The sequence below is a fragment of the Achromobacter aegrifaciens genome (genome assembly GCF_902859735.1).
In the GTDB taxonomy this organism is placed as follows: Bacteria; Pseudomonadota; Gammaproteobacteria; order Burkholderiales; family Burkholderiaceae_B; genus Achromobacter; species Achromobacter aegrifaciens.
This window is the reverse complement of record NZ_CADIJY010000004.1, coordinates 530,948-552,830: the sequence shown is the minus strand read 5'-3', so window position 1 is coordinate 552,830 and position 21,883 is coordinate 530,948. Positions and strand designations below refer to the sequence as shown.

Annotated in this window: 24 protein-coding genes; 12 read left to right on the top strand and 12 right to left on the bottom strand. The window is 68.2% G+C overall.

The genetic code is table 11. The features are described from left to right. The first annotated feature begins 82 nt into the window (after positions 1-82). Complete coding sequence (locus tag HV766_RS15605; RefSeq protein WP_156337347.1) at positions 83-901, top strand: IclR family transcriptional regulator domain-containing protein; 819 nt, start codon at positions 83-85, stop codon at positions 899-901. Between the two features lie 6 nt (positions 902-907). Here HV766_RS15605 and HV766_RS15600 read toward each other — a convergent pair whose 3' ends face one another. Continuing rightward, positions 908-1,555, bottom strand: coding sequence for a TetR/AcrR family transcriptional regulator (locus HV766_RS15600; protein ID WP_054453648.1), 648 nt, complete (start codon positions 1,553-1,555; stop codon positions 908-910). Between the two features lie 147 nt (positions 1,556-1,702). On the opposite strand from HV766_RS15600, the gene HV766_RS15595 reads away from it, so the two are divergent. From HV766_RS15595 to HV766_RS15585, 3 genes are read left to right on the top strand one after another with little or no spacing between them, the layout of a single operon-like run. Continuing rightward, on the top strand, positions 1,703-2,914 hold the full coding sequence (locus tag HV766_RS15595) for a Tm-1-like ATP-binding domain-containing protein (protein ID WP_175181450.1): 1,212 nt from the start codon (positions 1,703-1,705) through the stop codon (positions 2,912-2,914). 11 nt (positions 2,915-2,925) lie between these two features. Then, the gene (locus HV766_RS15590) at positions 2,926-3,756 is read left to right on the top strand and encodes a phosphoenolpyruvate hydrolase family protein (RefSeq protein WP_054452477.1); all 831 of its coding nucleotides are present in this window, start codon (positions 2,926-2,928) and stop codon (positions 3,754-3,756) included. A 56-nt stretch (positions 3,757-3,812) separates the two neighbouring features. Continuing rightward, positions 3,813-4,256, top strand: a complete 444-nt coding sequence (locus HV766_RS15585) for an SRPBCC family protein (RefSeq protein ID WP_054452474.1) — start codon at positions 3,813-3,815, stop codon at positions 4,254-4,256. An 18-nt stretch (positions 4,257-4,274) separates the two neighbouring features. Here the strand turns inward: HV766_RS15585 and HV766_RS15580 are convergent, their stop codons facing one another. Further along, complete coding sequence (locus HV766_RS15580) at positions 4,275-5,240, bottom strand: LysR family transcriptional regulator (protein ID WP_054452471.1); 966 nt, start codon at positions 5,238-5,240, stop codon at positions 4,275-4,277. Between the two features lie 126 nt (positions 5,241-5,366). Here HV766_RS15580 and HV766_RS15575 point away from each other — a divergent pair, with 126 nt between their 5' ends. Then, positions 5,367-6,851, top strand: a complete 1,485-nt coding sequence (locus HV766_RS15575; protein WP_175181449.1) for an N-acyl-D-amino-acid deacylase family protein — start codon at positions 5,367-5,369, stop codon at positions 6,849-6,851. A gap of 32 nt (positions 6,852-6,883) precedes the next feature. After that, on the top strand, positions 6,884-7,843 hold the full coding sequence (locus tag HV766_RS15570) for a tripartite tricarboxylate transporter substrate binding protein BugE (RefSeq protein ID WP_054452466.1): 960 nt from the start codon (positions 6,884-6,886) through the stop codon (positions 7,841-7,843). 7 nt (positions 7,844-7,850) lie between these two features. On the opposite strand, the gene HV766_RS15565 is transcribed toward HV766_RS15570, so the two are convergent. From HV766_RS15565 to HV766_RS15545, 5 genes are read right to left on the bottom strand one after another with little or no spacing between them, the layout of a single operon-like run. After that, on the bottom strand, positions 7,851-9,221 hold the full coding sequence (locus tag HV766_RS15565; RefSeq protein WP_119449288.1) for a sulfite reductase subunit alpha: 1,371 nt from the start codon (positions 9,219-9,221) through the stop codon (positions 7,851-7,853). Between the two features lie 4 nt (positions 9,222-9,225). Further along, entirely contained in the window at positions 9,226-10,251 is a 1,026-nt protein-coding gene (locus HV766_RS15560; RefSeq protein ID WP_175181448.1) for an FAD:protein FMN transferase, read from the bottom strand. Positions 10,252-10,265: 14 nt separating this feature from the next. Further along, positions 10,266-11,066, bottom strand: a complete 801-nt coding sequence (locus HV766_RS15555) for a DUF4198 domain-containing protein (RefSeq protein ID WP_054452460.1) — start codon at positions 11,064-11,066, stop codon at positions 10,266-10,268. A gap of 20 nt (positions 11,067-11,086) precedes the next feature. Further along, a complete protein-coding gene (locus HV766_RS15550; RefSeq protein ID WP_088158886.1) occupies positions 11,087-11,602 on the bottom strand; it encodes a DUF2271 domain-containing protein in 516 nt (171 codons plus the stop codon). 28 nt (positions 11,603-11,630) lie between these two features. Next, positions 11,631-12,257: a PepSY-associated TM helix domain-containing protein gene (locus HV766_RS15545; protein WP_054452454.1), complete on the bottom strand. Its 627-nt coding sequence runs from the start codon at positions 12,255-12,257 to the stop codon at positions 11,631-11,633. A gap of 187 nt (positions 12,258-12,444) precedes the next feature. Here HV766_RS15545 and HV766_RS15540 point away from each other — a divergent pair, with 187 nt between their 5' ends. Continuing rightward, positions 12,445-12,999 carry an HdeD family acid-resistance protein gene (locus HV766_RS15540; protein ID WP_054452451.1) on the top strand — a complete coding sequence of 185 codons (555 nt, stop codon included), beginning with the start codon at positions 12,445-12,447 and terminating at the stop codon, positions 12,997-12,999. 6 nt (positions 13,000-13,005) lie between these two features. Further along, a complete protein-coding gene (crcB, locus tag HV766_RS15535; RefSeq protein ID WP_175181447.1) occupies positions 13,006-13,398 on the top strand; it encodes a fluoride efflux transporter CrcB in 393 nt (130 codons plus the stop codon). Between the two features lie 16 nt (positions 13,399-13,414). Here crcB and hpnE read toward each other — a convergent pair whose 3' ends face one another. Genes hpnE through hpnC form a run of 3 tightly spaced genes read right to left on the bottom strand, consistent with a single transcriptional unit; the run spans position 13,415 to position 16,429 of the window. Further along, on the bottom strand, positions 13,415-14,737 hold the full coding sequence (gene hpnE, locus HV766_RS15530) for a hydroxysqualene dehydroxylase HpnE (RefSeq protein ID WP_054452446.1): 1,323 nt from the start codon (positions 14,735-14,737) through the stop codon (positions 13,415-13,417). Next, positions 14,734-15,597 (bottom strand): presqualene diphosphate synthase HpnD, encoded by an 864-nt coding sequence (gene hpnD / locus HV766_RS15525; RefSeq protein WP_054452444.1) that lies wholly within the window; start codon positions 15,595-15,597, stop codon positions 14,734-14,736. The genes hpnE and hpnD overlap by 4 nt, the downstream gene beginning before the upstream one ends. Position 15,598: 1 nt before the next feature. Then, positions 15,599-16,429, bottom strand: coding sequence for a squalene synthase HpnC (gene hpnC / locus HV766_RS15520; RefSeq protein WP_054452442.1), 831 nt, complete (start codon positions 16,427-16,429; stop codon positions 15,599-15,601). A 130-nt stretch (positions 16,430-16,559) separates the two neighbouring features. Here hpnC and alr point away from each other — a divergent pair, with 130 nt between their 5' ends. Continuing rightward, positions 16,560-17,687 carry an alanine racemase gene (gene alr / locus HV766_RS15515; RefSeq protein WP_054452440.1) on the top strand — a complete coding sequence of 376 codons (1,128 nt, stop codon included), beginning with the start codon at positions 16,560-16,562 and terminating at the stop codon, positions 17,685-17,687. A 154-nt stretch (positions 17,688-17,841) separates the two neighbouring features. After that, positions 17,842-18,561: an SDR family oxidoreductase gene (locus tag HV766_RS15510; RefSeq protein ID WP_042794220.1), complete on the top strand. Its 720-nt coding sequence runs from the start codon at positions 17,842-17,844 to the stop codon at positions 18,559-18,561. A 5-nt stretch (positions 18,562-18,566) separates the two neighbouring features. Here HV766_RS15510 and HV766_RS15505 read toward each other — a convergent pair whose 3' ends face one another. Then, a complete protein-coding gene (locus HV766_RS15505; protein ID WP_054452438.1) occupies positions 18,567-19,424 on the bottom strand; it encodes a LysR substrate-binding domain-containing protein in 858 nt (285 codons plus the stop codon). A gap of 81 nt (positions 19,425-19,505) precedes the next feature. Here HV766_RS15505 and HV766_RS15500 point away from each other — a divergent pair, with 81 nt between their 5' ends. Further along, on the top strand, positions 19,506-19,886 hold the full coding sequence (locus tag HV766_RS15500) for a tautomerase family protein (protein WP_054452436.1): 381 nt from the start codon (positions 19,506-19,508) through the stop codon (positions 19,884-19,886). A gap of 21 nt (positions 19,887-19,907) precedes the next feature. On the opposite strand, the gene HV766_RS15495 is transcribed toward HV766_RS15500, so the two are convergent. After that, positions 19,908-20,861, bottom strand: a complete 954-nt coding sequence (locus HV766_RS15495; RefSeq protein WP_054452434.1) for a LysR substrate-binding domain-containing protein — start codon at positions 20,859-20,861, stop codon at positions 19,908-19,910. A gap of 110 nt (positions 20,862-20,971) precedes the next feature. Between HV766_RS15495 and HV766_RS15490 the strand changes: the two genes are divergently transcribed. Further along, positions 20,972-21,865: an MBL fold metallo-hydrolase gene (locus HV766_RS15490; RefSeq protein WP_013394808.1), complete on the top strand. Its 894-nt coding sequence runs from the start codon at positions 20,972-20,974 to the stop codon at positions 21,863-21,865. Positions 21,866-21,883: the final 18 nt, after the last annotated feature.

The following is a 21,883-nucleotide window of genomic DNA, read 5'->3' as shown; positions in this document are numbered from 1 at the left end:
TCGCGGGGGCTGGGCGGCTCAAGCAGGTTTTGCTAGAGTTTCACTGAGTGAAATTTCCAGTTGTGCTGAAAGAGGGGGCGCAATGAGCCGTTGGACGCCGAAGGTAAAGACCATAGACGCGCTGGAGCGCGGCCTGATCGTGCTGGACGAGGTGCGCGCCACGCAGGGCGCAAGCTTGCAGGAGCTGCATGTGCGCACCGGCTACGCCAAGGCCACGCTGCTGCGCATCCTGGCGACGCTGCAACTGCGCGGACTGATCTGGCGGCGGATCGCGGACGACTATTTTTGCCCCGCCAGCTCGCTCAACGAGCCCAGCCGGCGCGCGCGCGTGCTGGATCTGCTGGGCCAGTGCGCGGCGCCGGAGCTGGACCGGCTGCAGGCGCAGGTGCTGTGGCCGTCGGACCTGACGGTGCGCCGCGGCACCGCCATGATCGTGCGCGAAACCAACCGCAGCCAGTCGTACTTCACCATCCGCCGCGACAACATCGGCTTCCAGATCAACATGCTGCGCTCCGCGGTGGGGCGCGCGTATCTGGCGTTCTGCGCCGACAAAGAGCGCGATTCGATCCTGGCCGCGCTGCGCCGCAGCCGCCGCGAGGGCGACGCGCTGGCCCACGATTGCGCCGCCGTGGAGAAAATGCTGGAGCAGACACGCCGCCAAGGCTACGGCCTGCGCGAGCAGCGCTTTGGCGGCGACTACGACAAGACCCGCAAGGACCAGAACGATAGGCTGGAGGCCATCGCCCTGCCTATCCTGGCCGCGCCGGGGCGGCTCTACGGCTGCGTCAACATCGTGTGGATCCAGGGCGTGCGCACGGCCGAGCAGATGGTGGAGCAGTGCCTGGAGCCGCTGTGCCGCACGGCGCGGGCCATCTCCGCCGGGATGAACCGGCGCGATTGAAGCCGTTCAGGCCTTGGCGGCCTTCGCCTCTGCGCGCGCCTGCGCGATGATGGCGCGGGCGGTCCAGCGCGCTACGTCCGTGAGTTCGGCCAGCTCCAGTTTCCAGATGTCCTTCAACACCAGGAACACCTCCGTCCCATAGACCAGCGACAAGGCCTGGGCCACGCGGTCCAGCTGGGCCGGGGTCAGCTCGGGCGCCAGCGGCGCGATGGCGCGCCTGAGGATGTCGACGCGATGGCCGCGCACCAGCCGGGGTTCGGTTGCGGCGCGTCCGGCGCTGGCTTCGGCGTGCTGCTGCAGCGACACCATGATGGCGGCGCGCAGCGGCGCTTCGTGCGCTGCCAGCCGGGGGTAGGCGAAGCGCAGCAGTTCGTCGATGCGGTCGGCGGCGTCGGGCGCGGCAGAGTCCCAGGCCAGGATGGGCCCGAGGCTCTCGTCCACCACGGCTGCGATCAGCGCGCTCTGGCTGGGAAAGTAGCGATAGGCGGTGGCGCGCGATACCTGCGCGTGTTCGGCCAGTTCGGCCACCGACGGCGTGATGCCCTGGGCCATCAGCCGCTGCGCCGCATCCAGCAGGATCTTGCGCATGCGCGCGCGCGGCCCGTGCGGCGGTTCGCCGCTGGCGGCGGCTTGCGGACTGGCCGGCGCGATCAGGCGCGCCGTGCCGGCCGCGGAGGGGGCGGGAGTTTGACGTGAGACAGGTGTCTCAGTATGATTCTTTCGTCTCATTTCTAGATTCTACAGGCCTCGCGGCCTCACATATCGAGGCGCGCACCGAGTGTAGCCGCCCGCGGAGGAGTCATGACGCATTCGAATCGGCGGATCTACGTGGCCGCCACCTATGACACCAAGGGCCAAGAGGCTGAGTACGTGATGGACCTGCTGCGCCGGGACGGACTGGATCCGGTGTCGGTGGACGTGTCCACTTCCGGCGCCGCCAGCGCGGCACAGGTGCAGGCCAGCGAGGTGGCCGCCAGCCATCCGGGCGGCGCCGGCGCAGTCTTCACCGGCGACCGTGGCACGGCCATCGCGGCCATGGCGCTGGCGTTCGAACGCTACGCGGCCGGCAACGCCGGGATAGGCGCGCTGCTGGGCCTGGGCGGCTCGGGCGGCACCGCGCTGATCACGCCCGCCATGCGCGCGCTGCCGATCGGCACGCCCAAGCTGATGGTGTCGACGATGGCCTCGGGCAATGTCGCGCCCTATGTCGGGCCCTCGGACATCGCCATGATGTATTCCGTGACCGACGTCGCGGGCCTGAACCGCATTTCCCGCCGGGTGCTGGCCAATGCCGCCGGCGCGATCGGCGGCGCCTTCAAACAGGCGGCGAGCGCCACGGCCGATGACGGCCGGCCCGCCGTGGGCATCACCATGTTCGGCGTCACCACCGCCTGCGTGCAGCAGGTGACGCCGCTGCTGGAGTCCCGCTACGACTGCCTGGTGTTCCATGCCACCGGCACGGGCGGGCAGTCGATGGAAAAGCTGCTGGACAGCCATCTGCTGGGCGGCGTGCTGGACCTGACCACCACCGAAGTCTGCGACTTCCTGTTTGGCGGCGTGCTGGCCTGCACCGAGGACCGCTTCGGCGCAGTGGCCCGCACCGGGCTGCCTTACGTGGGCTCCTGCGGCGCGCTGGACATGGTGAATTTCGGCGCCATGGACACCGTTCCGGAACGCTACCGCGGCCGCAAGTTCTATCCGCACAATCCGCAGGTGACGCTGATGCGCACCACCGTGGAAGAAAACACCCGCCAGGGCGAATGGATCGCCGCCAGGCTGAATCAATGCCAGGGCCCGGTGCGCTTCCTGATCCCGGAGGGCGGCGTCTCTGCGCTGGACGCGCCGGGACAGGCGTTCTGGGATCCGGAAGCCGACGCCGCGCTGTACGCGGCGCTGGAGGCGAATCTGGTGCAGACCGCCGACCGCCGTCTGGTGCGCGTGCCGTGCCATATCAACGACCCGCTCTTCGCCCAGACCGCGGTCGACCAATTTCTTGAAATCGCTACACACTGAGGACCGCCGCCATGCCGCGCTTTGACCGCAACGAACTCCTGGACAAGTATCGCGCCATGGTGCGCTCGCGCACGCCCATCGTCGGCGGCGGCGCGGGCACCGGCTTGTCGGCCAAGTGCGAGGAAGCGGGCGGCATCGACCTGATCGTGATCTATAACTCGGGCCGCTACCGCATGGCGGGGCGCGGGTCGCTGGCGGGGCTTCTGGCTTATGGCAACGCCAACGAGATCGTGGTGGACATGGGGCGCGAAGTCCTGCCGGTGGTGAAGAAGACGCCGGTGCTGGCCGGCGTCAATGGTACCGATCCGTTCTGCGATTTCGACGTGTTCCTGGACGACCTCAAGCGCCAGGGCTTTGCCGGCGTGCAGAACTTTCCCACCGTGGGCCTCATCGACGGCACCTTCCGCGCCAACCTGGAAGAGACCGGCATGGGCTACGCGCTGGAAGTGGACATGATCCGACTGGCCCACAAGAAGGGCATGCTGACCACGCCCTACGTGTTCAATGAGGACGACGCCGCCGCCATGACGAAGGCCGGCGCCGACATCATCGTGGCCCATATGGGCCTGACGACCGGCGGCTCGATTGGCGCCGAGACCGCGCAGACGCTGGACGGTTGCGTGGCGGCCATCGACCGCATCGCCGCTGCCGCGCTGGCGGTGCGCCCGGATATCATCGTGCTGTGCCACGGCGGTCCCATCGCCACGCCCGAAGACGCGGCCTACGTGCTGCGCGCGTGCAAGCATTGCCATGGCTTCTATGGCGCCAGCTCGATGGAGCGGCTGCCCACTGAACAGGCACTGACCGCGGCAACGCGCGAATTCAAGAGCCTGACGTTCTGATTCCGTCGCTTCCGACGTTTTCTCCATCCCTGGGCCGCGCGCCCGCAGGAGTCCGCATGCCGCATACCGTACACGTCAGCGCCATCATCCACGCGCCGCTTCAGAAAGTCTGGGCGAGTTTCCGCGACTTCAACGGCCTGGCCGCCTGGCATCCCGGCATCGCCGAAAGCCGCCTGGAAGAAGGCGGCCGCCATGACGCCGTAGGCAGCGTGCGGCACCTGTCGCTCAAGCCTTCCGGTTTCGTCCGCGAGCAGTTGCTGATGCTGGACGATCCGGGCACGGCGCTGCGCTACTCCATCATCGAGACCGACCTGCCCATGCGCGACTACATCGCCGGCGTGTCCCTGCATGCCGTCACCGAGGGCGGCCACACGCTGGTGGAGTGGTGGGCGGATTTCCGCGTCGAGGGCGCGGAGCTGAGCGACGTGGCCAACGCCGTGGGCCGCAACGTGTTCGCGGCGGGGCTGGCGGCGCTGGATGAGAAGCTGCGCGGAGCCTGATCGCGCCGAGCCTGTCTTTCAGGCTTTCAAACCCTTGGCCGGCATGCGCTTGCAGCCGGCCGGCAGCGGCGCGCTGCGCAGGTAGTCGTGGATGGCGCGAATCAGCGCCTGCGCGGCGGGGCTCAAGGGGTATTCCTTGTGCCGGATGATGCAGACCGTGCGCACGACAGTGGGCCGCGCCAGCAATGCGTAGGCCAGTCCCGGCTCCATTACCCGCTGCGCGGCCAGCGCAGGCAGTAGCGCCACGCCCAGGCCGGCCTGGACCAGCGCCGCCTGCGAGGTGGTGCTGGACGCTTCGTAGAATGGCGCGCCGGCTTCTATCGGCAGGTCGGCGCGGGCGCGCAACAGCGCCATGATGCCGGTCTCGTCCACCACCCCCACCAGTTTGCGGCCGGCCAGGTCCGACCAGCGCATCGTGCCGTCGCGCGCGGGGCGCAGGCTGGCGTCGTCTTCCCGGTACAACACGCCGAAACGATCTTCCAGCAGGGCGTCGAACTGCAGGCCGGGCGCGTCGGCCCAGCGGCTGGTCAGGCCGAAGTCGACCTCGCGCGCGGCGACCTTGCGCTGGATGCGGCCGGAGTTGTCGTCGCTGAGATACAGGCGCACCGCCGGGTAGCGGGCGGAAAACGCCGCGGCGGCGGGCGCGATGATCTGCGTGATGGCAGACGGCGCTGCCGCCACCCCGACCCGACCGCGCTCCAGCGCGCCATAGCGCTGCACGTCGTCTATCACCCCATCGAAATCCGCCAGCAGCCGCATGACGCGCGGCAGGAATTCCTCGCCGGCCGCCGTCAGCAGCACGCGCCGGCTGGTGCGCGCGAACAGTTGCGTGGCGAGCGCGTCTTCCAGCTGCCGCACCAGGCTGGTCACCGACGACTGCGTCTGGAAGAGGCGCTTGGCCGCGTGCGTGAAGCTGGATTCCTGGGCCACCGCGACGAAGGCGGTCAGGTGCTTCAGGGTGACGTGCTTGGGCAGACGATTCATTTCAAATAGCGATAGATGGATCAATAAAAACAATTTTCCCAGATTGATCGGGCCGACGATACTAGACCCTTTCGGCGTCCGCTGGCCTGGCGTATCCGCCGGCGACACCCTCAAGGCGGGAGCACCATGCGGCAGGAACCTCTGGATCTGATCATTGAAGGCGGCTGGGTCATCGACGGCCTGGGCGGCCCACGTCGGCGCGCCGACGTGGGCGTGGCGGGCGAGCGCATCGCCGCCATCGGCGACCTGTCGGGCAGGGCTGCCACGCGCCGGGTGGACGCGCGCGGCAAGATCGTGGCCCCCGGCTTCATCGATGTGCATGGCCACGACGACCTGATGTTCGTGGAGCGGCCCGGCCTGGAATGGAAGACCACCCAGGGCATCACCTCGGTGGTGGTGGGCAATTGCGGCGTGAGCGGCGCCCCGGCGCCCTTGCCGGGCAATACGGCCGCGGCGCTGGCCCTGCTGGGGGAGACGCCGCTGTTCGCCGACATGCAGGCCTATTTCGGCGAGTTGCGCGCGCAGCAACCCATGATCAATGTGGCGGCCCTGGTGGGGCACGCCAACCTGCGACTGGCCGCCATGCGCGACCCGGCGGCCCAGCCTACGGCCGAAGAACAGGACAGCATGCAGCGCATGCTGGACGAAGCCCTGGCCGCGGGCGCGGTGGGCTTCAGCACGGGCCTGGCCTACCAGCCTGGCGGCGCGGCGCGTCCCGCTGAACTGGAGGGGCTTGCGCGGGTGGCGGCGGCGCGCGGCGCCATGCATACCAGCCATATCCGCAACGAAGGCGACGAGGTCGAGGCGGCCGTCGACGAGGTGCTCTCGGTTGGTCGTAACACGGGTTGCGCCACCGTGCTGTCGCACCACAAATGCATGATGCCGCAGAACTGGGGCAAGAGCCGCGCCACGCTGGCCAACATCGACCGCGCGCGTGGCGAGGGCGTCGAGGTGGCGCTGGACATCTACCCGTACCCCGGCAGCTCCACCATCCTGATTCCAGAGCGCGCCGAGACCATCGAGGACATACGCATCACCTGGTCCACGCCCCATCCCGAATGCGGCGGCCAGTTTCTCAGCGACATTGCGGCGCGCTGGGGCTGCGACAAGACCACCGCGGCGCAGCGGCTGTGTCCCGCGGGCGCGATCTACTTCGCCATGGACGAGGCCGAGGTCCAGCGCATCTTCCAGCACGAATGCTGCATGGTGGGCTCGGACGGCCTGCCCAACGACGCGCATCCGCATCCCCGGCTGTGGGGCAGCTTTACGCGCGTGCTGGGCCGCTACGTGCGCGAGGCCGAGCTGATGACGCTGGAGACCGCGGTCGCCAAGATGACTTCCCTGCCGGCCCGCGTGTTCGGCCTGGCCGGGCGCGGCCAGCTGAGCGAGGGCGCCTGGGCCGACATCGTTGTGTTCGACGCCGACACGGTCGAGGACCGCGCCACCTGGGAGGCGCCGACGCTGGCTTCCGCGGGCGTGGAGCACGTGCTGGTCAACGGCCAGCAGGTCTTCCCGGCCGAAGCCGGCATGGCCCGCCCCGGGATGGCCCGCCCCGGCAAGATCCTGCGCCGTGAAGCAATGGCGCAAGCCGCCGCCGGCGCGGCCACATAAGAATTCCAACCATCCGTACAGGAGACATACCCATGATGCGCAAGACTTGCGTAGCCCTGGCGCTGGCCGCCATGCTGCCCGCCGCCCACGCGGCTTTTCCCGACCATCCCATCACGCTGATCGTGCCGTTCCCGGCGGGCGGCCCGACCGATATCGTGGGCCGGCTTGCGGCCGCCAAGGCGGGCGAGATCCTGGGCCAGCAGATCGTCGTGGAGAACCGCACGGGCGCGTCCGGCACCATAGGCATGACCGCCACCGCACGGGCCAAGCCGGACGGCTACACCGTGGGCCTGGCCACCGTCAGCACGCACGGCACCGCGCCGCACCTGTTCCCCAAGCTGGCTTACGATCCGGTCAAGGATTTCACGCCCGTCAGCAACCTGGTCACCAGCCCCAACATCCTCAGCGTGAATCCGCAGTTTCCAGCCAAGACGCTGGCCGAGTTCGTCGAGCACGTGCGCGCCAATCCCAACAAGGACGGCTATGCCAATGCCGGCGCGGGCGGCGTGAACGACCTGGGCATGATCTGGTTCCTGCAGATCATCGGCGGCAAGATGAACAGCATTTCCTATCGCGGTTCGGCGCCCGCGCTGACCGATACGGTGGGCGGCGTGGTGCCGGTGATCTTCGACAATTTCCCGTCGTCGCTGCCCTATCTGAAGAGCAATCACCTGCGCGCCCTGGCCATCACCGGCGCCCAGCGCAACCCGCGTCTGCCGGACGTGCCGACGTTCGCGGAGCAGGGCTACAAGGATTACGACGTGACGGCCTGGTACGGCGTGGTGGGACCTGCCGGCATGCCTGACGACGTGCGCGACAAGCTGGCCGACGCCTTCGCCCGCGCCGTGCGCGATCCGGCGACCGCGGCCAAGATGGAAGAGACGGGCGCGTTCCCGCTGGGCAATACTCCGGCCGAGTTCGGCCAGCAGATCCGCGCCGAGCGCGACCGCTGGAAGACAGTGATCGAGAAGGCCGATATCAAGCTGCAGTAAACGCAGCTCAGTACACGTCGCGGCGGTAGCGGCCGTCGCGCTGCATGGCCTGCAGGCGCGCGGCGCCCAGTATGTCCTGCAGGGCGGCGTCCACGCCGCCGGCCATGCCTTGCAGGCTGCCGCAGACGTAGATCGCGGCGCCGGCATCGGCCCAGGCGCGCACGGCCTGGGCCTCATCGCGCAGATGGTGCTGCACGTAGCGGCGGTCGGCCTGATCGCGCGAGAACACCGCGTCCACGCGTTCCAGCGTGCCGTCGGCGCGCCACGCGTCGATCTCTTCCCGGCAGAACCAGTCATGCGCCGCATTGCGTTCGCCGAACACCAGCCAGTTGCGACGGCGGCCCGCGGCGCGGCGCGCCTTGATCAGCGCGCGCAGGCCGGCCAGGCCGGTGCCGTTGCCCACCAGCAGCAGCGGACGGTCGTCGGCAGGGGCGTGGAAATTGCGGTTGACGCGCACGCGCAGGTCGATCGCGTCGCCGGGCTGGGCGATGTGGGTGAGCCAGCCGCTGCCCAGGCCCAGCGCGCCATCGGCGCCGCGCATCTGGCGCACCAGCAACTGGATCGAACCGTCTTCCGGCAGCGATGCGATCGAGTATTCGCGATGCGCGAGCAAGGGGCCGCCGGCTTCGCGCCGCGGGCCGATCTCGGCGATGTCGCCGGCCTGCCAGCCGCGCACGCCATCGGCTGGCGGCGTCAGCGTCAGCAGGTAGCAGGGGCCGCCTTGGCTATGTGGATTGAGCTGCTCGCGGGCAGCCAGGCGCCAGGATTCATACACCGGCGCCTGCCAGTCGGGCAGGTCGCTGCGTCCGGCCAGCAGGCCCAGGTGGTGTTGCCAATGGCGCAGGGCGGCGGGGTCGCCGTTGTCGACTTCCACCAGGTCGAACAGCGGCGTCGCGCCCTGCGCGTGCAGCCAGTCGTCCAGGCGATGGCCGAAGCCGCAGAACTGGGCGTATTCGCTGTCGCCCAGCGCCAGCACCGCGTAATGCGCGCCGGCCAGCGCCGGGACCGTCTGCTGCATCTGTTCGGCGAAGGCCGCGGCGGCGTCGGGCGGATCGCCTTCGCCATAGGTGCTGACCACGAACAGCATGCGGCGATACGCCGCAAGACGCTTGGCATCCAGCTGTTCCAGCGAGGCCACGCGCACGGCGAGGCCGCCCGCGCGCAGGGATTCGGCGGTCTGCGCCGCCAGCGATTCGGCATAGCCGGTCTGCGTGGCATAGGCGACCAGCAACGTGTCTTCAGGGACGGGCGCCTGCAGGGCTTGCAAGGCCTGCTCCTGCTGCGCCTGATGGCGCTTGGCGCGGCGGCGGGCCCAGACGCACAGAAGCAGCCAGGCGCCCACCACGCATGCTGCCGCGATCAACCGGGTTGCTGGCATGTCGTCAGGCTATGGCGGCAAGCGCCTGGAATGCGGGCGTGGCGACGACGCGCCAGGCGTCGCGCTCGCGCAGGATGAACAAGGCCGCCAGATCGTGGCGGCGCGCATAGGCCAGGCCCTCGTCTTCGCCCAGCACGGTCAGGGCGGTGGCGAGCGCGTCGGCCTGCATGCATCCGGAATGCAGCACGGTGACCGAGGCCAGATTGTTGCGCACCGGCAGTCCGGTGCGCGGATCGATGGTGTGGGCGTAGCGCTCGTCGCCGTTGCCCGCGTGGCGGCGGTAATCGCCCGAGGTGGCGATGCTGCGGTCGGATAGCGGCAGGGCCAGCGCATGGTCGTCGCTCGCGTCCGGCACTTCGATCGCGACGCGCCAGGGCTGGCCGTCGGGCCGTTTGCCGCGCGCGCGCAATTCGCCGCCCACTTCGACCAGGTATTGGGTGATGCCCAGGGCATCGAGCGCCATCGCGGCGCGGTCCACGCCGTAACCCTTGGCGATGGAGGAAAGATCCAGATAGGCGCCGCCCGGCTGCAGCGCGGCGTGGCGTTCGGTGTCGAGCCGCACGCGGCGCCAGCCGCAGCGCGCGCGCGCCGCCTCGATGGCGGCAGGCGCGGGCGGCTCGAAGGCGCGCTGGTGCGGTCCGAATCCCCAGGCGTTCACCAGCGGTCCTACCGTGGGGTCATACGCGCCGCCGGAGTCCCCGGCCAGCGCCAGCGCGTGGCTCAGCACATGGAAGAATTCCGCGGGCAATTCCTGCCAGCCGGCCGCGGCCTGGTTGTAGCGCGTGATGTCGGAATCCGCTTCCCAGGTGCTCATCTGGGCGACCACTTCGTCCAGTGCCGCCTGGATGGCATGGCGCGCCGCGGCTTCCGTGCGTCCGGCCGGCAGCGCCATGCGCGCCGACCAGGTGGTGCCCATGGTGGCGCCGGCCAACGCCGCGGGCGCCGCCGGCATTGCCGGCATGGCGCCATAGGCGACGCGCACGGCCGCGGCCGGCGCGCCGCGCTGGGCGTACGAAGGAGAGTTGGCCATGCGCCTGCGGCGGCTTAGGGCTGCAGCACTTCGACCGTGCCCGCGTAGGACAGGCGGCGCTTCTTGGCTTGCGGCACGCTGACCTTGGCGTCTTCCATGCCGGCCTCGATCCAGTACAGGCCGGGCTGCGGCCACTTCACGGAGAACTTGCCGTCCTTGTCCGTCTTCAGCTGGATTTCGCCGACCTTGTCGCGATAGCGGCTGCCGCCGGGTACCACGTTGACTTCCAGTTCGGCGGCGGGCTTGCCGTCCAGCAGCATCTGGAAGGTGGCGGGCTCGTCGGTGAACAGGTCGTTCGGGTGGGTCACGGGCGCCAGTTCCAGGCCGCGGCCGACCGGCTTGACGGCCGAAGGCTTGCCGGCGGTCACGAAGGTTTCGACGCGGCCCAGGCTTTGCGAGACTTCCAGTTCATCGGCCTTGGCCGGAACGGCCTGCGCCAGGCCTTCGGGCTTGCCGAAGTAGCGCTTGTTCTTGCCGTCTTCCTTCCAGCGCGCGAACACGCCGTCGTTGACCACGGCCACGCGGTAGGTGCCGGCCTGCTTCAGTTGCAGGTCGAAGGTGCTGCGCAGCTTGCCCTTGTTGATGTTCTCGGCTTCGGCGGCGCTGCCGTCCGGGGCCGTCACGGCCAGGCCGTCCAGGCGCAGCGGGGCGTGGTTGAAATAGAACTTGTCGTTGCCGACGGCGGCGTCGACGGTGACCCAGCTGTCGGTGCCCGACAGCACCGTCGAGGACGGCACCATCCAGACGTCATGCGCCTGGGAGGCGAAGGGCAGGCACAGCGCCAGGGCGGCGGCCAGTTTGGCGGCGGATTTCATCGTTGCGCTCCTAGGGGATCTCAAGGTTTCAGGTCGAGCGCGATGGCGCCCAGTTCGTGTTCGCCGCGCGCGGTCAATTGCTCGGCCTTTTGCGGCGGCCATTGGAAGGGAATGCGCAGCAGCTCGCGGCCGCCGACTTCGCGTGCGGCTTCGACCACCACGGCGTACTGGCCGGGCTTCAGGCCCGACAGCGGCTTGCTGGCCGCGTCAAAGCTCAGCGCATGCTTGCCCACGGGTTTGGTCGCGCCGCTGACGCCGTCCACCGGGAATTGCTGGTTGCGGCCGCTGCGGCGCCACCATTGGCGCATGTCCTTGAGCCATTCCGTGCCTTCGTTGTTCTTCTTGGCCACGTCGTACCAGACGGCCAGGTCGGTCGCGACGCTCTGATCCGGGTTTTCGATCCAGATCGCGACGTAGGGGCGGTGGTACTCCGCCACGTCCAGGCGCGGGATCTCGATGGACAGGCCGATGTCGGCCGCTTGGGCCGTTCGGGCGATCAGGCCGGCCAGCAGGGCCGACAGCAACAGCTTGCGCATGGAAATCTCCAGGGGCGGATCGTTGGAATCAATGTATGAAAAGCAGGGCCAGCACCACCGGGATCACCACGCCCAGGCCGACCATGGGCCAGGTCGCGCTGCGGTTGCCGGCGTGCATCTTGAGCAGCACCAGTCCGGTCAGCGAAAAGACCAGACAGGCGACGGCGAAGATGTCCAGGAACCAGCTCCAGGCCAGGCCGGTGTTGCGCCCCTTGTGCAGGTCGTTCAGGTACGAGATCCAGCCGCGGTCGGTGCGTTCGTATTCCACGTCGCCGCTGGCCAGGTCGATGGACAGCCAGGCGTCGCCGCCAGCGCGCGGCAGCGACAGGTAGACCTCGTCGGCCGACCACTCGGCCGGTTTGCCGGCGGCGGAGGCATCCAGCGTCTGGTCCAGCCATTGCGCGACGGGCGCGGGCAGCGGCGCCTTTTTTTGGGCTGGCGGGGGGGACAGTTGCTGCAGCACGGCGTCCGGCATGCGGGCCTCGCGGCTGGTCACGACCGCCCGGGACTCGATATGCGAGGCATTGTTCAGGGTCAGGCCCGTCACCGCGAACAACAGCATGCCCAGCAGGCACAGCGCCGAGCTGATCCAATGCCATTGGTGCAGCGTCTTGAGCCAATAGGCCCGGCGGCGGGGAGTGGGTTGACTGTCCATGGGGTATAGGGTGAAAGCCCGCGGATTCTAACATTTAATGAGAATGACTCTTATAAATGCCTCCGTGGTCCGCCCAAGGAAATTTCAATTGGTTTCGGGGCAAGCGTCGGCAGAAAAGGGCGCGTCGTGGCGCCTGCCTGCCAGCGGCGATAAGATAGGCCACCCGTTACAAACACCGGAGGTCGTCATGCTTGAACAGCAAGTCGTGGATCAGATCGGTCGTCATTGGGGTTGGGTGGCGTTGCGCGGCGTCGTCGCCATCCTGTTCGGGCTCATGGCCTTGCTCATGCCTGCCATCACCTTGTCCGCGCTGGTGCTGGTGTGGGGCGCTTTCGCGCTGGTGGACGGCGTGCTGGCCCTGGTCGCCGGCGTGCGCATCCGCGACAACGGCAAACCTTTGTGGGCGCTCATCATCGTGGGCCTGCTGGGGATCGCGGCCGGCATCGTCACCTTCCTCTATCCAGGCCTGACCGCGCTCGTCCTGCTCTACATCATTGCGATCTGGGCGCTGGTGTCCGGCATATTCCAGGTTGTCGCCGCCATCCGTTTCCGCAAGGACATCCGCAACGAGTGGTTGCTCGGCCTCTCGGGCCTGGTGTCCATCCTGTTCGGCGGCATGCTGATCATGCAGCCGGGCGCGGGTGCGCTGGCGCTGGTCTGGGTCATCGGCGCCTACGCCGTGTTTTTCGGCATACTGCTGCTGGTCTTTTCCTTCCGCCTCAAACAGCACAAGGCGTCCTGAAATCCGATGTCCGTATACCAAACCCTGATTCCCCTGAATTTCCTGGCCGTGGGCCTGGGCGCCATGTTCGGCGCCTGGACCCGCTGGCTGGTCAGCATGTGGCTCAACGTGGAGTCCTGGCCCTGGGGCACCTTCGCGGTGAACCTGGCCGGCGGGTACCTGGTCGGATTGGTCCTGGCGCTGGTGGCCGGGCATCCCGAATGGCCGGCCTGGGTGCGGTTGGGCGCGATCACGGGTTTCATGGGAGGCTTGACCACGTTCTCGACCTTTTCGGCCGAGACGGTGGCGATGCTGGAGCGCGGCGCCTACGCCAGCGCGCTGGGCTATGCCGGGTTCAGCCTGATCGGGTCGCTGCTGCTGACGGCGGCCGGGCTGGCCACTGCCAGCCTGCTGCGCTAAGGCCTGCGGGCGGCGTTCAGGCTGCTGCCGGATTCAGCACGCGGGCGGCCTGCAGGCCGCTGCGCACCGCGCCTTCGAGCACGCCAGGGTAGCCCGTGTCGGTCCAGTCGCCGGCCAGCGCCAGCGTGGGCCAGGGCGTGGAATTCAATGGCCGGGTCAGGCCCGGCACCGCCGCGAAGGTGGCGCGTTTCTCGATGAACAGTTCCGCGGCCGTCACTTCCGGCATGGCCGGCAGGCGCGCGGGATGGCGCGCCGCCTGTTCGGCCACCTGGTCGATCAGCGCTTCGATGACCTGCCGGCGGTTGCGTTCCGCGATGCCGGTGGCCGCGCTGGTCACCACGGCCAGTTCGCCGGCCTTGGTGTCGCCGGCCAGCTGCGCGCGGTCGAACAGCCATTGGCCGTAGTGGTCGCGGGCGGATTCCTCGCGCAGCATCATCATGGGTTCGGGCAGGCGCCAGGGATCCTGCAGCCGCAGGTTCAGCGTGGCGATGGGCATGTACTCGAATGCCTTGAGCGCATCCAGCAGCCCGGTGGCGCCCGCTTCCCGCAGCGGGGCGTCGAGCAGCCGCGCGGCAAAGGCGGGCGGTACCGCCAGCACGGCCGCGTCGAACCGTTCCTGGTTGATGTCGATGCCTTCAGCCGACGGGCGGAGCTGGCGCACGGTGCTGCCGTAGCGCATGGTCACCTGGCGCGCGGCGGCGTCGGGCCAGAGCGCGGACAGGTCGGTGCAGGGCAGCAGCATGTCGCTGTTTTCGCGGCTGCCGGTCAGGCTGTCGCGCAGCACGCGCGCGAACAGCGCGGCGCTGGCCGTGGCGGTTGGCGTGTTCAGCGCGGCCAGGCATAGCGGTTCCCAGACCTGGCGGATCAGCGCATCCGATTGCGCGTGGTAGTGCAGCAGGTGCAGGACGGTCCATTCGCGCGGCGGCGTCCAGGACATGGTCTTCAGGCCGCGCATCAGGCGCAGCGTCGCCAGGCGGTCCTTCCAGGCCAGGCCGCGCGCGCGCAGGATCGCCGCCGCCATGTGCAATGGGGCCGGCAGCCGCGGCGCGGCCAGGCGGAAGCGGCCGTCCAGGCTGGCCAGTTGCAGCGGCCGGCGCATCAGCAAGGCGTCCGGGTTGCGGCCGACGCGGCGCATCAGCGCCAGCGTGTGCTTGTAGGCGCCCGACAGCAGGTGCTGGCCGTTGTCCAGCGGCGCGTCGAAATCGGTGTGGAAGACGCGCCGGGCGCGGCCGCCCGGCGTATGGCCGGCTTCGAAGACGGTGACTTTGGCGCCGGCTTCGCGCAGGGCGACGCTGGCTGCCAGGCCAGCCCAGCCAGCGCCGATGACCGCGGCCTTCACCGCGCCAACCGGCGGACCAGTCCGCGTCCGCCGCCCACCCAGGTCTTCCAGGCGAGCCACAGCTTGCGCAAAGGGGTGAGCGAGATGCGCTGATGCAGCACCTGCCAGTTGTCGCGCTCGATCTCGTCGAGCAGCGCGTGGTAGATGGCCGCCATCATCAGGCCCGGGCGCTGCGCGCGGCGGTCCGCCTCGGGCAGGTTGCTCATGGCCTCGCGGTACAGTCCGCGGGCGCGCTCGGCCTGGAACTTCATCAGCGCGCTGAAGCGGTCGGAGTACTCGCCGTTCAGGATGTCCGAGGCCTTGACCTCGAATTGCTGCATGTCGTTGACCGGCAGGTAGATGCGGCCGCGCCGGGCGTCGTCGCCCACGTCGCGGATGATGTTGGTCATCTGGAACGCCAGGCCCAGCTTTTCCGCGTAGACCAGGGTCTTGGGGTCGGAGTAGCCGAAGACGCCGGCCGACAGTTCGCCCACCACGCCGGCGGCGTGCCAGCAGTATTTGCGCAGGCCCGGCCAGTCCAGGTAACGGGTCTGGTCCAGGTCCATTTCCATGCCGTCGATGACGGCCAGCAGGCGTTCGCGCGTGATCGAACAGCTTTGCAGGTGCGGCTGCAGCGCGCGCGTCACCGGGTGGTCCGGATTGCCGTTGTACATCTGGTCGACCTGCGTGCGCCACCAGGCCAGCTTGACGCGGGCCAGCGACGGGTCGGTGCATTCGTCGACCACGTCATCCACTTCGCGGCAATACGCATACAGCGCCGTGATGGCGCGCCGCCGCTCGGGCGGCAGGAAGAGGAACGAGTAGTAGAAGCTGGAACCGCTCTTGGCGGCTTTCTCCTGGCAATATTCGTCAGGGGTCATATCAGGTAATTGCGCGCCACAACATGATGGCCCAATCTTTGGCGCCCAATTCGGGGCGATTCATGAATACATCGTAGCCGCCCGCCTCGATACGCTCCAGCACGCGCAGCCCGCCTTGCACCACCAGACGCAGCTCCAGGCCCATGCGGCCCGGCAGGCGGCGCGCCAGCGGAGCGCCGAAGTGTAGCAGTGCGCGGGCGCGTTCGACTTCGAAGGCCATCAGGTCGCGCCAGGCGGGTGTCAACCGGCAGGCGGCCAGGTCCTCGTCCGTCACGCCGTGGCGGCGCAGGTCTTCCTGCGGCAGGTAGACGCGCTGCTTGTGCCAGTCCACCCGTACATCCTGCCAGAAATTCACCAGCTGCAGGCCGGTGCAGATGGCGTCGGCCTCGGTCACGTTATGCGGATTGGTGGCTTCGAACAGGTGCAGCATCAGCCTGCCCACAGGGTTGGCGGAGCGGGTGCAGTAGTCCGCCAGCGTGGCGTAGTCTTCGTAGCGCTTGACGCTGATGTCCTGTTCGAAGGCGGACAAAAGGTCGTAGAACGGCGTGATGGGCAACTGGTGGCGCGCGATGGTGGCCGCGAGCGGCACGAAGATGCCGGCCAGTTCGGGCGAGCCGGGTTCGGGCGTGGCGCCTGGTTCGGCGCCGATGCGGTGCAGCTCGGCGCGGAACGCGGCCAGCTGGCTCAGCCGTTCCGCGTCGGTGGCGCTGCCTTCGTCGGCGATATCGTCCGCTGCGCGGGCGAAACGGTAGATATCGGTCACGGCGCCGCGCAGCCTGCGCGGCAGCAGCAGCGAGGCGACGGGAAAGTTCTCGTAGTGATCGATGGGCATATTTGGAATTGCGGATCTGGCCCTGGGGGCCTGGACCGATCCATTTTAGAGTAGTCGCATTCCGGCGGCACGGCGCCATGCCGTGCGGGACGCGGATCAGTTAGACTTAAGCGCCACAGGATCCCACACCATGCCGCGTCCCATATCCGCCACCGTCTCCGTTTCCGCGCTTGCGCACAATCTTGCGGCCGTGCGCCGCCACCTGGACCAGACGGCCGCCGCGGCTTCCGGCCTGCCGCCCTCGATCTGGGCAGTGATCAAGGCCAATGCCTATGGACACGGCATCGAGCAGGCCGTGGCCGGCTTCTCCAAGGCCCAAGGCCTGGCGATGCTGGACCTGGACGAAGCGGTGCGCTGCCGCGAGGCGGGCTGGGGCGGCCCCATCCTGCTGCTGGAAGGCTTTTTCGAACCCTCCGACCTGGACATCGTCGACCGCTACCACCTGAGCACCACGGTGCACAACCGCGAGCAACTGGACATGCTGGCCCGCGCGCGCTTCTCGCGCCGCGTCGACATCATGCTCAAACTGAACAGCGGCATGAACCGCCTGGGCTTCAGCCCCGCCGCCTATGCCGCGGCGCATGAGCGCGCCATGCTGCTGCAACAGCAGGGCGTGCTGGGCTCGGTGGGCAAGATGACCCATTTCGCCTGCGCCGACGGCCCCCAGGGCGTGAACGAGCAACTGGCGGTATTCAATTCGGTGACGCATAAGATGCCGGGCGCCATCAGCGTCTGCAATTCGGCTGCCACGCTGCGCTTTGCCGAGATCGCGGTTGCCTCGGAAACCCAGGCGCACTGGGTGCGCCCGGGCATCTGCCTGTACGGCGCGTCGCCGTTCGCGGACGCCGAAGCATCTTCCTTCGGTCTGAAACCGGCCATGTCGCTGCGATCGGAAATCATTGCCGTGCAGGATTTGAAAGCCGGCGATTCGGTGGGCTATGGCGCCATCTTCCGCGCCGACCGCTCCATGCGCATCGGCATCGTGGCCTGCGGCTATGCCGACGGCTATCCGCGTCACGCCACCACCGGCACGCCGGTGGTGGTGGCCGGCATCCGCACCCAATTGGTGGGCCGTGTTTCCATGGACATGCTGATCGTCGATCTGGGGCCCGTCCCCGCCGCCGGCGTCGGCTCCCCCGTGTCGCTCTGGGGCGAGGAAGGCCCCTCCGTGGACGAGGTGGCCCTGGCCGCCGGGACCATCGGCTACGAGCTGCTGTGCGCCCTGGCGCCGCGCGTTCCGGTCACCCGGGACGTCTGAAAAGGGCCGGTCCCTTGCGGCCGGGCAGGCTGTCCGGCAGGCAAGAATTGCTACGCAATTTACAAGACAGGTGGCGCCGGATGGTGTCTACTTGGAAGACCGGGCGCCCAAGCGCCCGTTTTTTACCAAGAAAACAGAAGCGAGGTTTCAACCCATGAAGGACAAATGCGTGCTCGTCACGGGCGCCACCAAAGGCATAGGCTGGGCGCTTACTCAGCGGCTGTCCGACATGGGCTGTCATGTGGTGGGCATCGCGCGCAACACCACCGACGTGGACTTCCCGGGCTACCTCTATGCCTGTGACCTGGCGGACGCCGGCCGCACCGAAGAGGTGCTGCGCGAGATCCGCGAGAAATTCCCGGTCGACGCCGTGGTCAACAACGTCGGCATCGTCTCGCCCCAGCCGCTGGGCGAGATCGATCTGGCCACGCTGTACAACGTGCTCGACCTGAACGTGCGGGTGGCGGTGCAAGTCACCCAGGCCTTCATCGAATCCATGAAGGTGCGCCGCGCTGGGCGCATCGTCAACGTGGTCAGCCGCGCCATCCACGGCGGCCTGGAGCGCACCGCCTATTCGGCCGCCAAGAGCGCGCTGGTCGGCTGCACGCGCACCTGGGCGCTGGAACTGGCCGAATACGGCGTCACCGCCAACGCGGTGGCCCCCGGCCCGATCGAAACCGAGATGTTCCGCGCCACGCGGCCTGCCGGCAGCGACGCCGAAAAGCGCGCGCTGGCCTCCGTGCCCATGAAGCGTTTGGGCACGCCCGCCGAAGTGGCGGCCGCGATTGCATTCCTGCTGTCGGACGACGCCGGCTTCATCACCGGCCAGGTGCTGGGCGTGGATGGCGGCGGCAGCCTGGGCGGCCGTTCCTGACGTTTTCAGCCTTTCACTGCGCTGCGGAACGCCGCGCCCAGGGCCGTCAGCGCATCGCGCGCGCGGCCATCCCTGACCCTGGTGTGCAGTAAGACCGGCAGTTGCGGCAGGGCAGGCAGTCCCATCCTCGGGCCCGCGTCGACCGCGCCGAAGGGCAGCATGCGCGGAGACAGCGCCGCAACGCCGAGTCCCGCCATCACGGCGGACGCGACCGCCATTACGCCGCCGCCCACAAAAACTTCCGTCCACGGTATGCCCGATTCGTCGAGCAGTTGTTCGGCGATGGCGCGCACGCCGCAAGGTTGCGCCATGGTGGCCAGGGGCAGCGGTTCGCCTGCCCGGTGCTGCCAGTCGGGCGCCGCGTACCAACCGAATTTTTCCTTGGTCAGGACCTGGCCGTCGTCGCGTCCCGCATGCAGGCGCACGATCACCGTATCGAGTTCGCGCCGGTCGTAGCTCTGGAGCAAATCGCCGGATGAGGCAATCCGGATTTCGATCAGCAACTGGGGATCCGCCGCGTTCATGCGCGCGATCAGCGCCGGCAGTTCCGGTCCCGCCACGTGTTCGCTGATGCCGACGGCAAGGCGCTGCCTGTCCTCGGCAGCCGCGGACAGTGCACGGTCATGCGCCGCCAGCAGTTCGCGCGCCTGTCCAAGAAAGGCGGCGCCCCTGGCCGAAAGCTCCACATACCGCGGCGTGCGTTCGATCAGGCGGAAACCGAGCCGGTCCTCGAGCCGCTTGAGTTTCAGGCTGATGGCGGCCTGCGTCGTCTGCAGGACTTCGGCGGCGCGCGTGAAGCTGCCCAGTTCGGCAATGCGGACAAAGGCCCTGACCGCGGCGATATCCAGTGGGCGTTCAGTCATTTCAGATGTTTATCATTGAAATATAGAGCCATAGCTTATCAGAATGGCTAACATGGAACGGCACAACAACGGAGAACCACCATGCCGCTAGTCCATGTCTCATTGCGCGCTGGCAAGCCGCAAGCCTATCGCCAGGCCATCTTCGACAACATCTATCTGGCCATGCGCGAAACGTTCAATGTTCCCGAAGACGACCAATTCATGACCATGACCGAGCATGAGGCGTCGAACTTCCGCTATAGCCCGACCTACATGGACGTGGCGCGCAGCGACGACCTCGTCTACATCCAGATCACGGCGAACAACACGCGCAGCCTGGAACAGAAGAAGGCGCTGTTCCAGCGGATCGCGCAGCGCCTGGGCGAAGATCCCGGCCTGCGGCCCGAGGACGTGTTCGTGAACCTGGTGGAGGTGGCGAAAGAGAACTGGTCTTTCGGTTACGGTCTCGCGCAATACGCCTGAGACCGGGAGGCGGCTGCGGCGCTACGCGCCCAGCGCGCCAGCTTCCACCCGCAGCGCGTCCAGAAAGCGCTGCAGCGCCGGCGCCGCTTCAACCTGCGCGCGCTGCACCACGCCTACCGGCGGCAGGTTCCAGTCTGGGCGGAATCTCAGGATGGCCAGCACGCCCAGCGCGGCATAGTGCTGCGCCACCGCGCGCGGCATGGCCGAAAGCAGGTCGCTGCTGCGCAACAGCACCTCGTTGGCCAGCAGCGATACCGATTCGGCCATGGGCGCGCGCAGCGTCAGTCCCTGTTCGGCGAAGTAGGAGTCGATGCGCTGGCGCAGTGGCGCCTGGGGCGGCGGCAGGATCCAGTCCTGCCGCGCCAGCGCAGCGGCGGTGATGCGGGTGGACTTGGCCAGCGGATGGCCGACGCGCGCCACCACGCAGATGGGCTCTTCGTACAGGACCTCGGTACGGAACACGGGCTGTGTCGCGTCCAGCATCAGGCGGCCCAGTACGCAATCGAGTTCGCCGCGCGCCAGGCCGGCCAGCAGCGCGTCGTGCGCGCCTTCCTGCAGCATGACGGTGACGCCGGCATGGTCGGCGCGCAGGCGCTGCAGGGCGCGCGGCACCAGCACGGGCAGGGCCACCTGCTGCACGCCGACGCGGATGCGGCCGCTGGCGCCGGCGGCCAACGCGGCGATCTCGTTGCGCGCGCCGGACAGGTCGGACCAGAGCACATCCGCCTTGCGCGCCAGCGCATGGCCGAAGCCCGTGGGCACGATGCCGCGGCGCGTGCGCTGGAACAGCGGCACGCCGAACATGTCTTCCAGTTCCAGCAGCTGCTTGCTGGCCGCGGGCTGCGTCATGCCGAGCTCGGCCGCGGCCTTGTGCACGCTGCCCAGGGCATAGAGGGCGCGCAGCAGGTCCAGGTGGCGCATGCGCAGGCGTCCGCCAATGTGGTGCAGTTCGGGAATGCGGGGCGTGGCAGGCATTTTTTGCAATTCCTGTTGGTTATCACAGCATTCTAATAATTGATTAGATTGTATGCACCCCATCCCTATACTGGATCGCAGTTCAACCGACCTGTGCAAAAGGGGAAAACATGAAGATCACGATGCTGGGAACCGGAGCCGCGCTGCCCGATCCCGACCGGGGCCAGTCCGCCATCCTGCTGACCCTGGATGACGATACCCACTACCTGTTTGACTGCGGCGAGGGCGCCACGCGCCAGATGGTGCGCGCCAACGTCGATCCGGCCAAGGTCGGCTTCGTGTTCCTGACGCACCTGCACCACGACCACATCTGCGACTATCCCTACTTCGTCATCTCCAGCTGGATGCTGAACAAGACCGGCGCGCCGCTGGTGCTGGGGCCGAAGGGCACCCGCCATTTCGTCGACCACCTGTTCGAGAACGGCGCCTACCACACCGACTACCAGGCGCGCAGCGCCTATCCGGTACGCCAGGCCAATCTGGAAGCCATGCGGCCCGAGGTGCGGGAAGTCAGCCCCGGGCCGGTGTTCGACGACGGCAGGGTGCGCATTTCGGTCGATTGGGTGGAGCACATTCCGCGCGACGTCTGCGAATGCTTCGGCGTGCGGGTGGAGGCCGAAGGCAAGGTCATCGCGTTCAGCGGCGACACCGCGCCCTGTGAAGCCATGGTGCGCCTGGCACAGGACGCAGACCTGTTGATCCATGAATGCACCTTTCCAGAATCATTCATCGCGCACCGCGCCAAGACCGGCGTGGGCACCTATGCGCACACCAGCCCCACGGACCTTGGCATCATCGCCAGCCGCGCGGGCGTCAAGAGCCTGGTGGCGACGCACTTCGGCCATTTCGATTCGACCAGTCCGGTGATCAAGCGCGCCGCGGCCAAGCATCTGCCGGTGGAACTGATGGGACCGCACTTGATGGACGAGATCGTGGCCGACATCCGCAAGAACTATTCGGGCCCGCTGCGGCTGGCCCATGACCTGATGCGCATCGACCTGTAGCATCCGCGAGGAAAACCT

Excerpts from the sequence above, each read along its gene's own strand:
- HV766_RS15605 (WP_156337347.1), top strand. The coding sequence starts at position 83 with ATGAGCCGTTGGACGCCGAAGGTAAAGACCATAGACGCGCTGGAGCGC.
- HV766_RS15595 (WP_175181450.1), top strand. The coding sequence starts at position 1,703 with ATGACGCATTCGAATCGGCGGATCTACGTGGCCGCCACCTATGACACC.
- HV766_RS15590 (WP_054452477.1), top strand. The coding sequence starts at position 2,926 with ATGCCGCGCTTTGACCGCAACGAACTCCTGGACAAGTATCGCGCCATG.
- HV766_RS15585 (WP_054452474.1), top strand. The coding sequence starts at position 3,813 with ATGCCGCATACCGTACACGTCAGCGCCATCATCCACGCGCCGCTTCAG.
- HV766_RS15580 (WP_054452471.1), bottom strand. The coding sequence starts at position 5,240 with ATGAATCGTCTGCCCAAGCACGTCACCCTGAAGCACCTGACCGCCTTC.
- HV766_RS15575 (WP_175181449.1), top strand. The coding sequence starts at position 5,367 with ATGCGGCAGGAACCTCTGGATCTGATCATTGAAGGCGGCTGGGTCATC.
- HV766_RS15570 (WP_054452466.1), top strand. The coding sequence starts at position 6,884 with ATGATGCGCAAGACTTGCGTAGCCCTGGCGCTGGCCGCCATGCTGCCC.
- HV766_RS15565 (WP_119449288.1), bottom strand. The coding sequence starts at position 9,221 with ATGCCAGCAACCCGGTTGATCGCGGCAGCATGCGTGGTGGGCGCCTGG.
- HV766_RS15560 (WP_175181448.1), bottom strand. The coding sequence starts at position 10,251 with ATGGCCAACTCTCCTTCGTACGCCCAGCGCGGCGCGCCGGCCGCGGCC.
- HV766_RS15555 (WP_054452460.1), bottom strand. The coding sequence starts at position 11,066 with ATGAAATCCGCCGCCAAACTGGCCGCCGCCCTGGCGCTGTGCCTGCCC.
- HV766_RS15550 (WP_088158886.1), bottom strand. The coding sequence starts at position 11,602 with ATGCGCAAGCTGTTGCTGTCGGCCCTGCTGGCCGGCCTGATCGCCCGA.
- HV766_RS15545 (WP_054452454.1), bottom strand. The coding sequence starts at position 12,257 with ATGGACAGTCAACCCACTCCCCGCCGCCGGGCCTATTGGCTCAAGACG.
- HV766_RS15540 (WP_054452451.1), top strand. The coding sequence starts at position 12,445 with ATGCTTGAACAGCAAGTCGTGGATCAGATCGGTCGTCATTGGGGTTGG.
- crcB (WP_175181447.1), top strand. The coding sequence starts at position 13,006 with ATGTCCGTATACCAAACCCTGATTCCCCTGAATTTCCTGGCCGTGGGC.
- hpnD (WP_054452444.1), bottom strand. The coding sequence starts at position 15,597 with ATGACCCCTGACGAATATTGCCAGGAGAAAGCCGCCAAGAGCGGTTCC.
- hpnC (WP_054452442.1), bottom strand. The coding sequence starts at position 16,429 with ATGCCCATCGATCACTACGAGAACTTTCCCGTCGCCTCGCTGCTGCTG.
- alr (WP_054452440.1), top strand. The coding sequence starts at position 16,560 with ATGCCGCGTCCCATATCCGCCACCGTCTCCGTTTCCGCGCTTGCGCAC.
- HV766_RS15510 (WP_042794220.1), top strand. The coding sequence starts at position 17,842 with ATGAAGGACAAATGCGTGCTCGTCACGGGCGCCACCAAAGGCATAGGC.
- HV766_RS15505 (WP_054452438.1), bottom strand. The coding sequence starts at position 19,424 with ATGACTGAACGCCCACTGGATATCGCCGCGGTCAGGGCCTTTGTCCGC.
- HV766_RS15500 (WP_054452436.1), top strand. The coding sequence starts at position 19,506 with ATGCCGCTAGTCCATGTCTCATTGCGCGCTGGCAAGCCGCAAGCCTAT.
- HV766_RS15495 (WP_054452434.1), bottom strand. The coding sequence starts at position 20,861 with ATGCCTGCCACGCCCCGCATTCCCGAACTGCACCACATTGGCGGACGC.
- HV766_RS15490 (WP_013394808.1), top strand. The coding sequence starts at position 20,972 with ATGAAGATCACGATGCTGGGAACCGGAGCCGCGCTGCCCGATCCCGAC.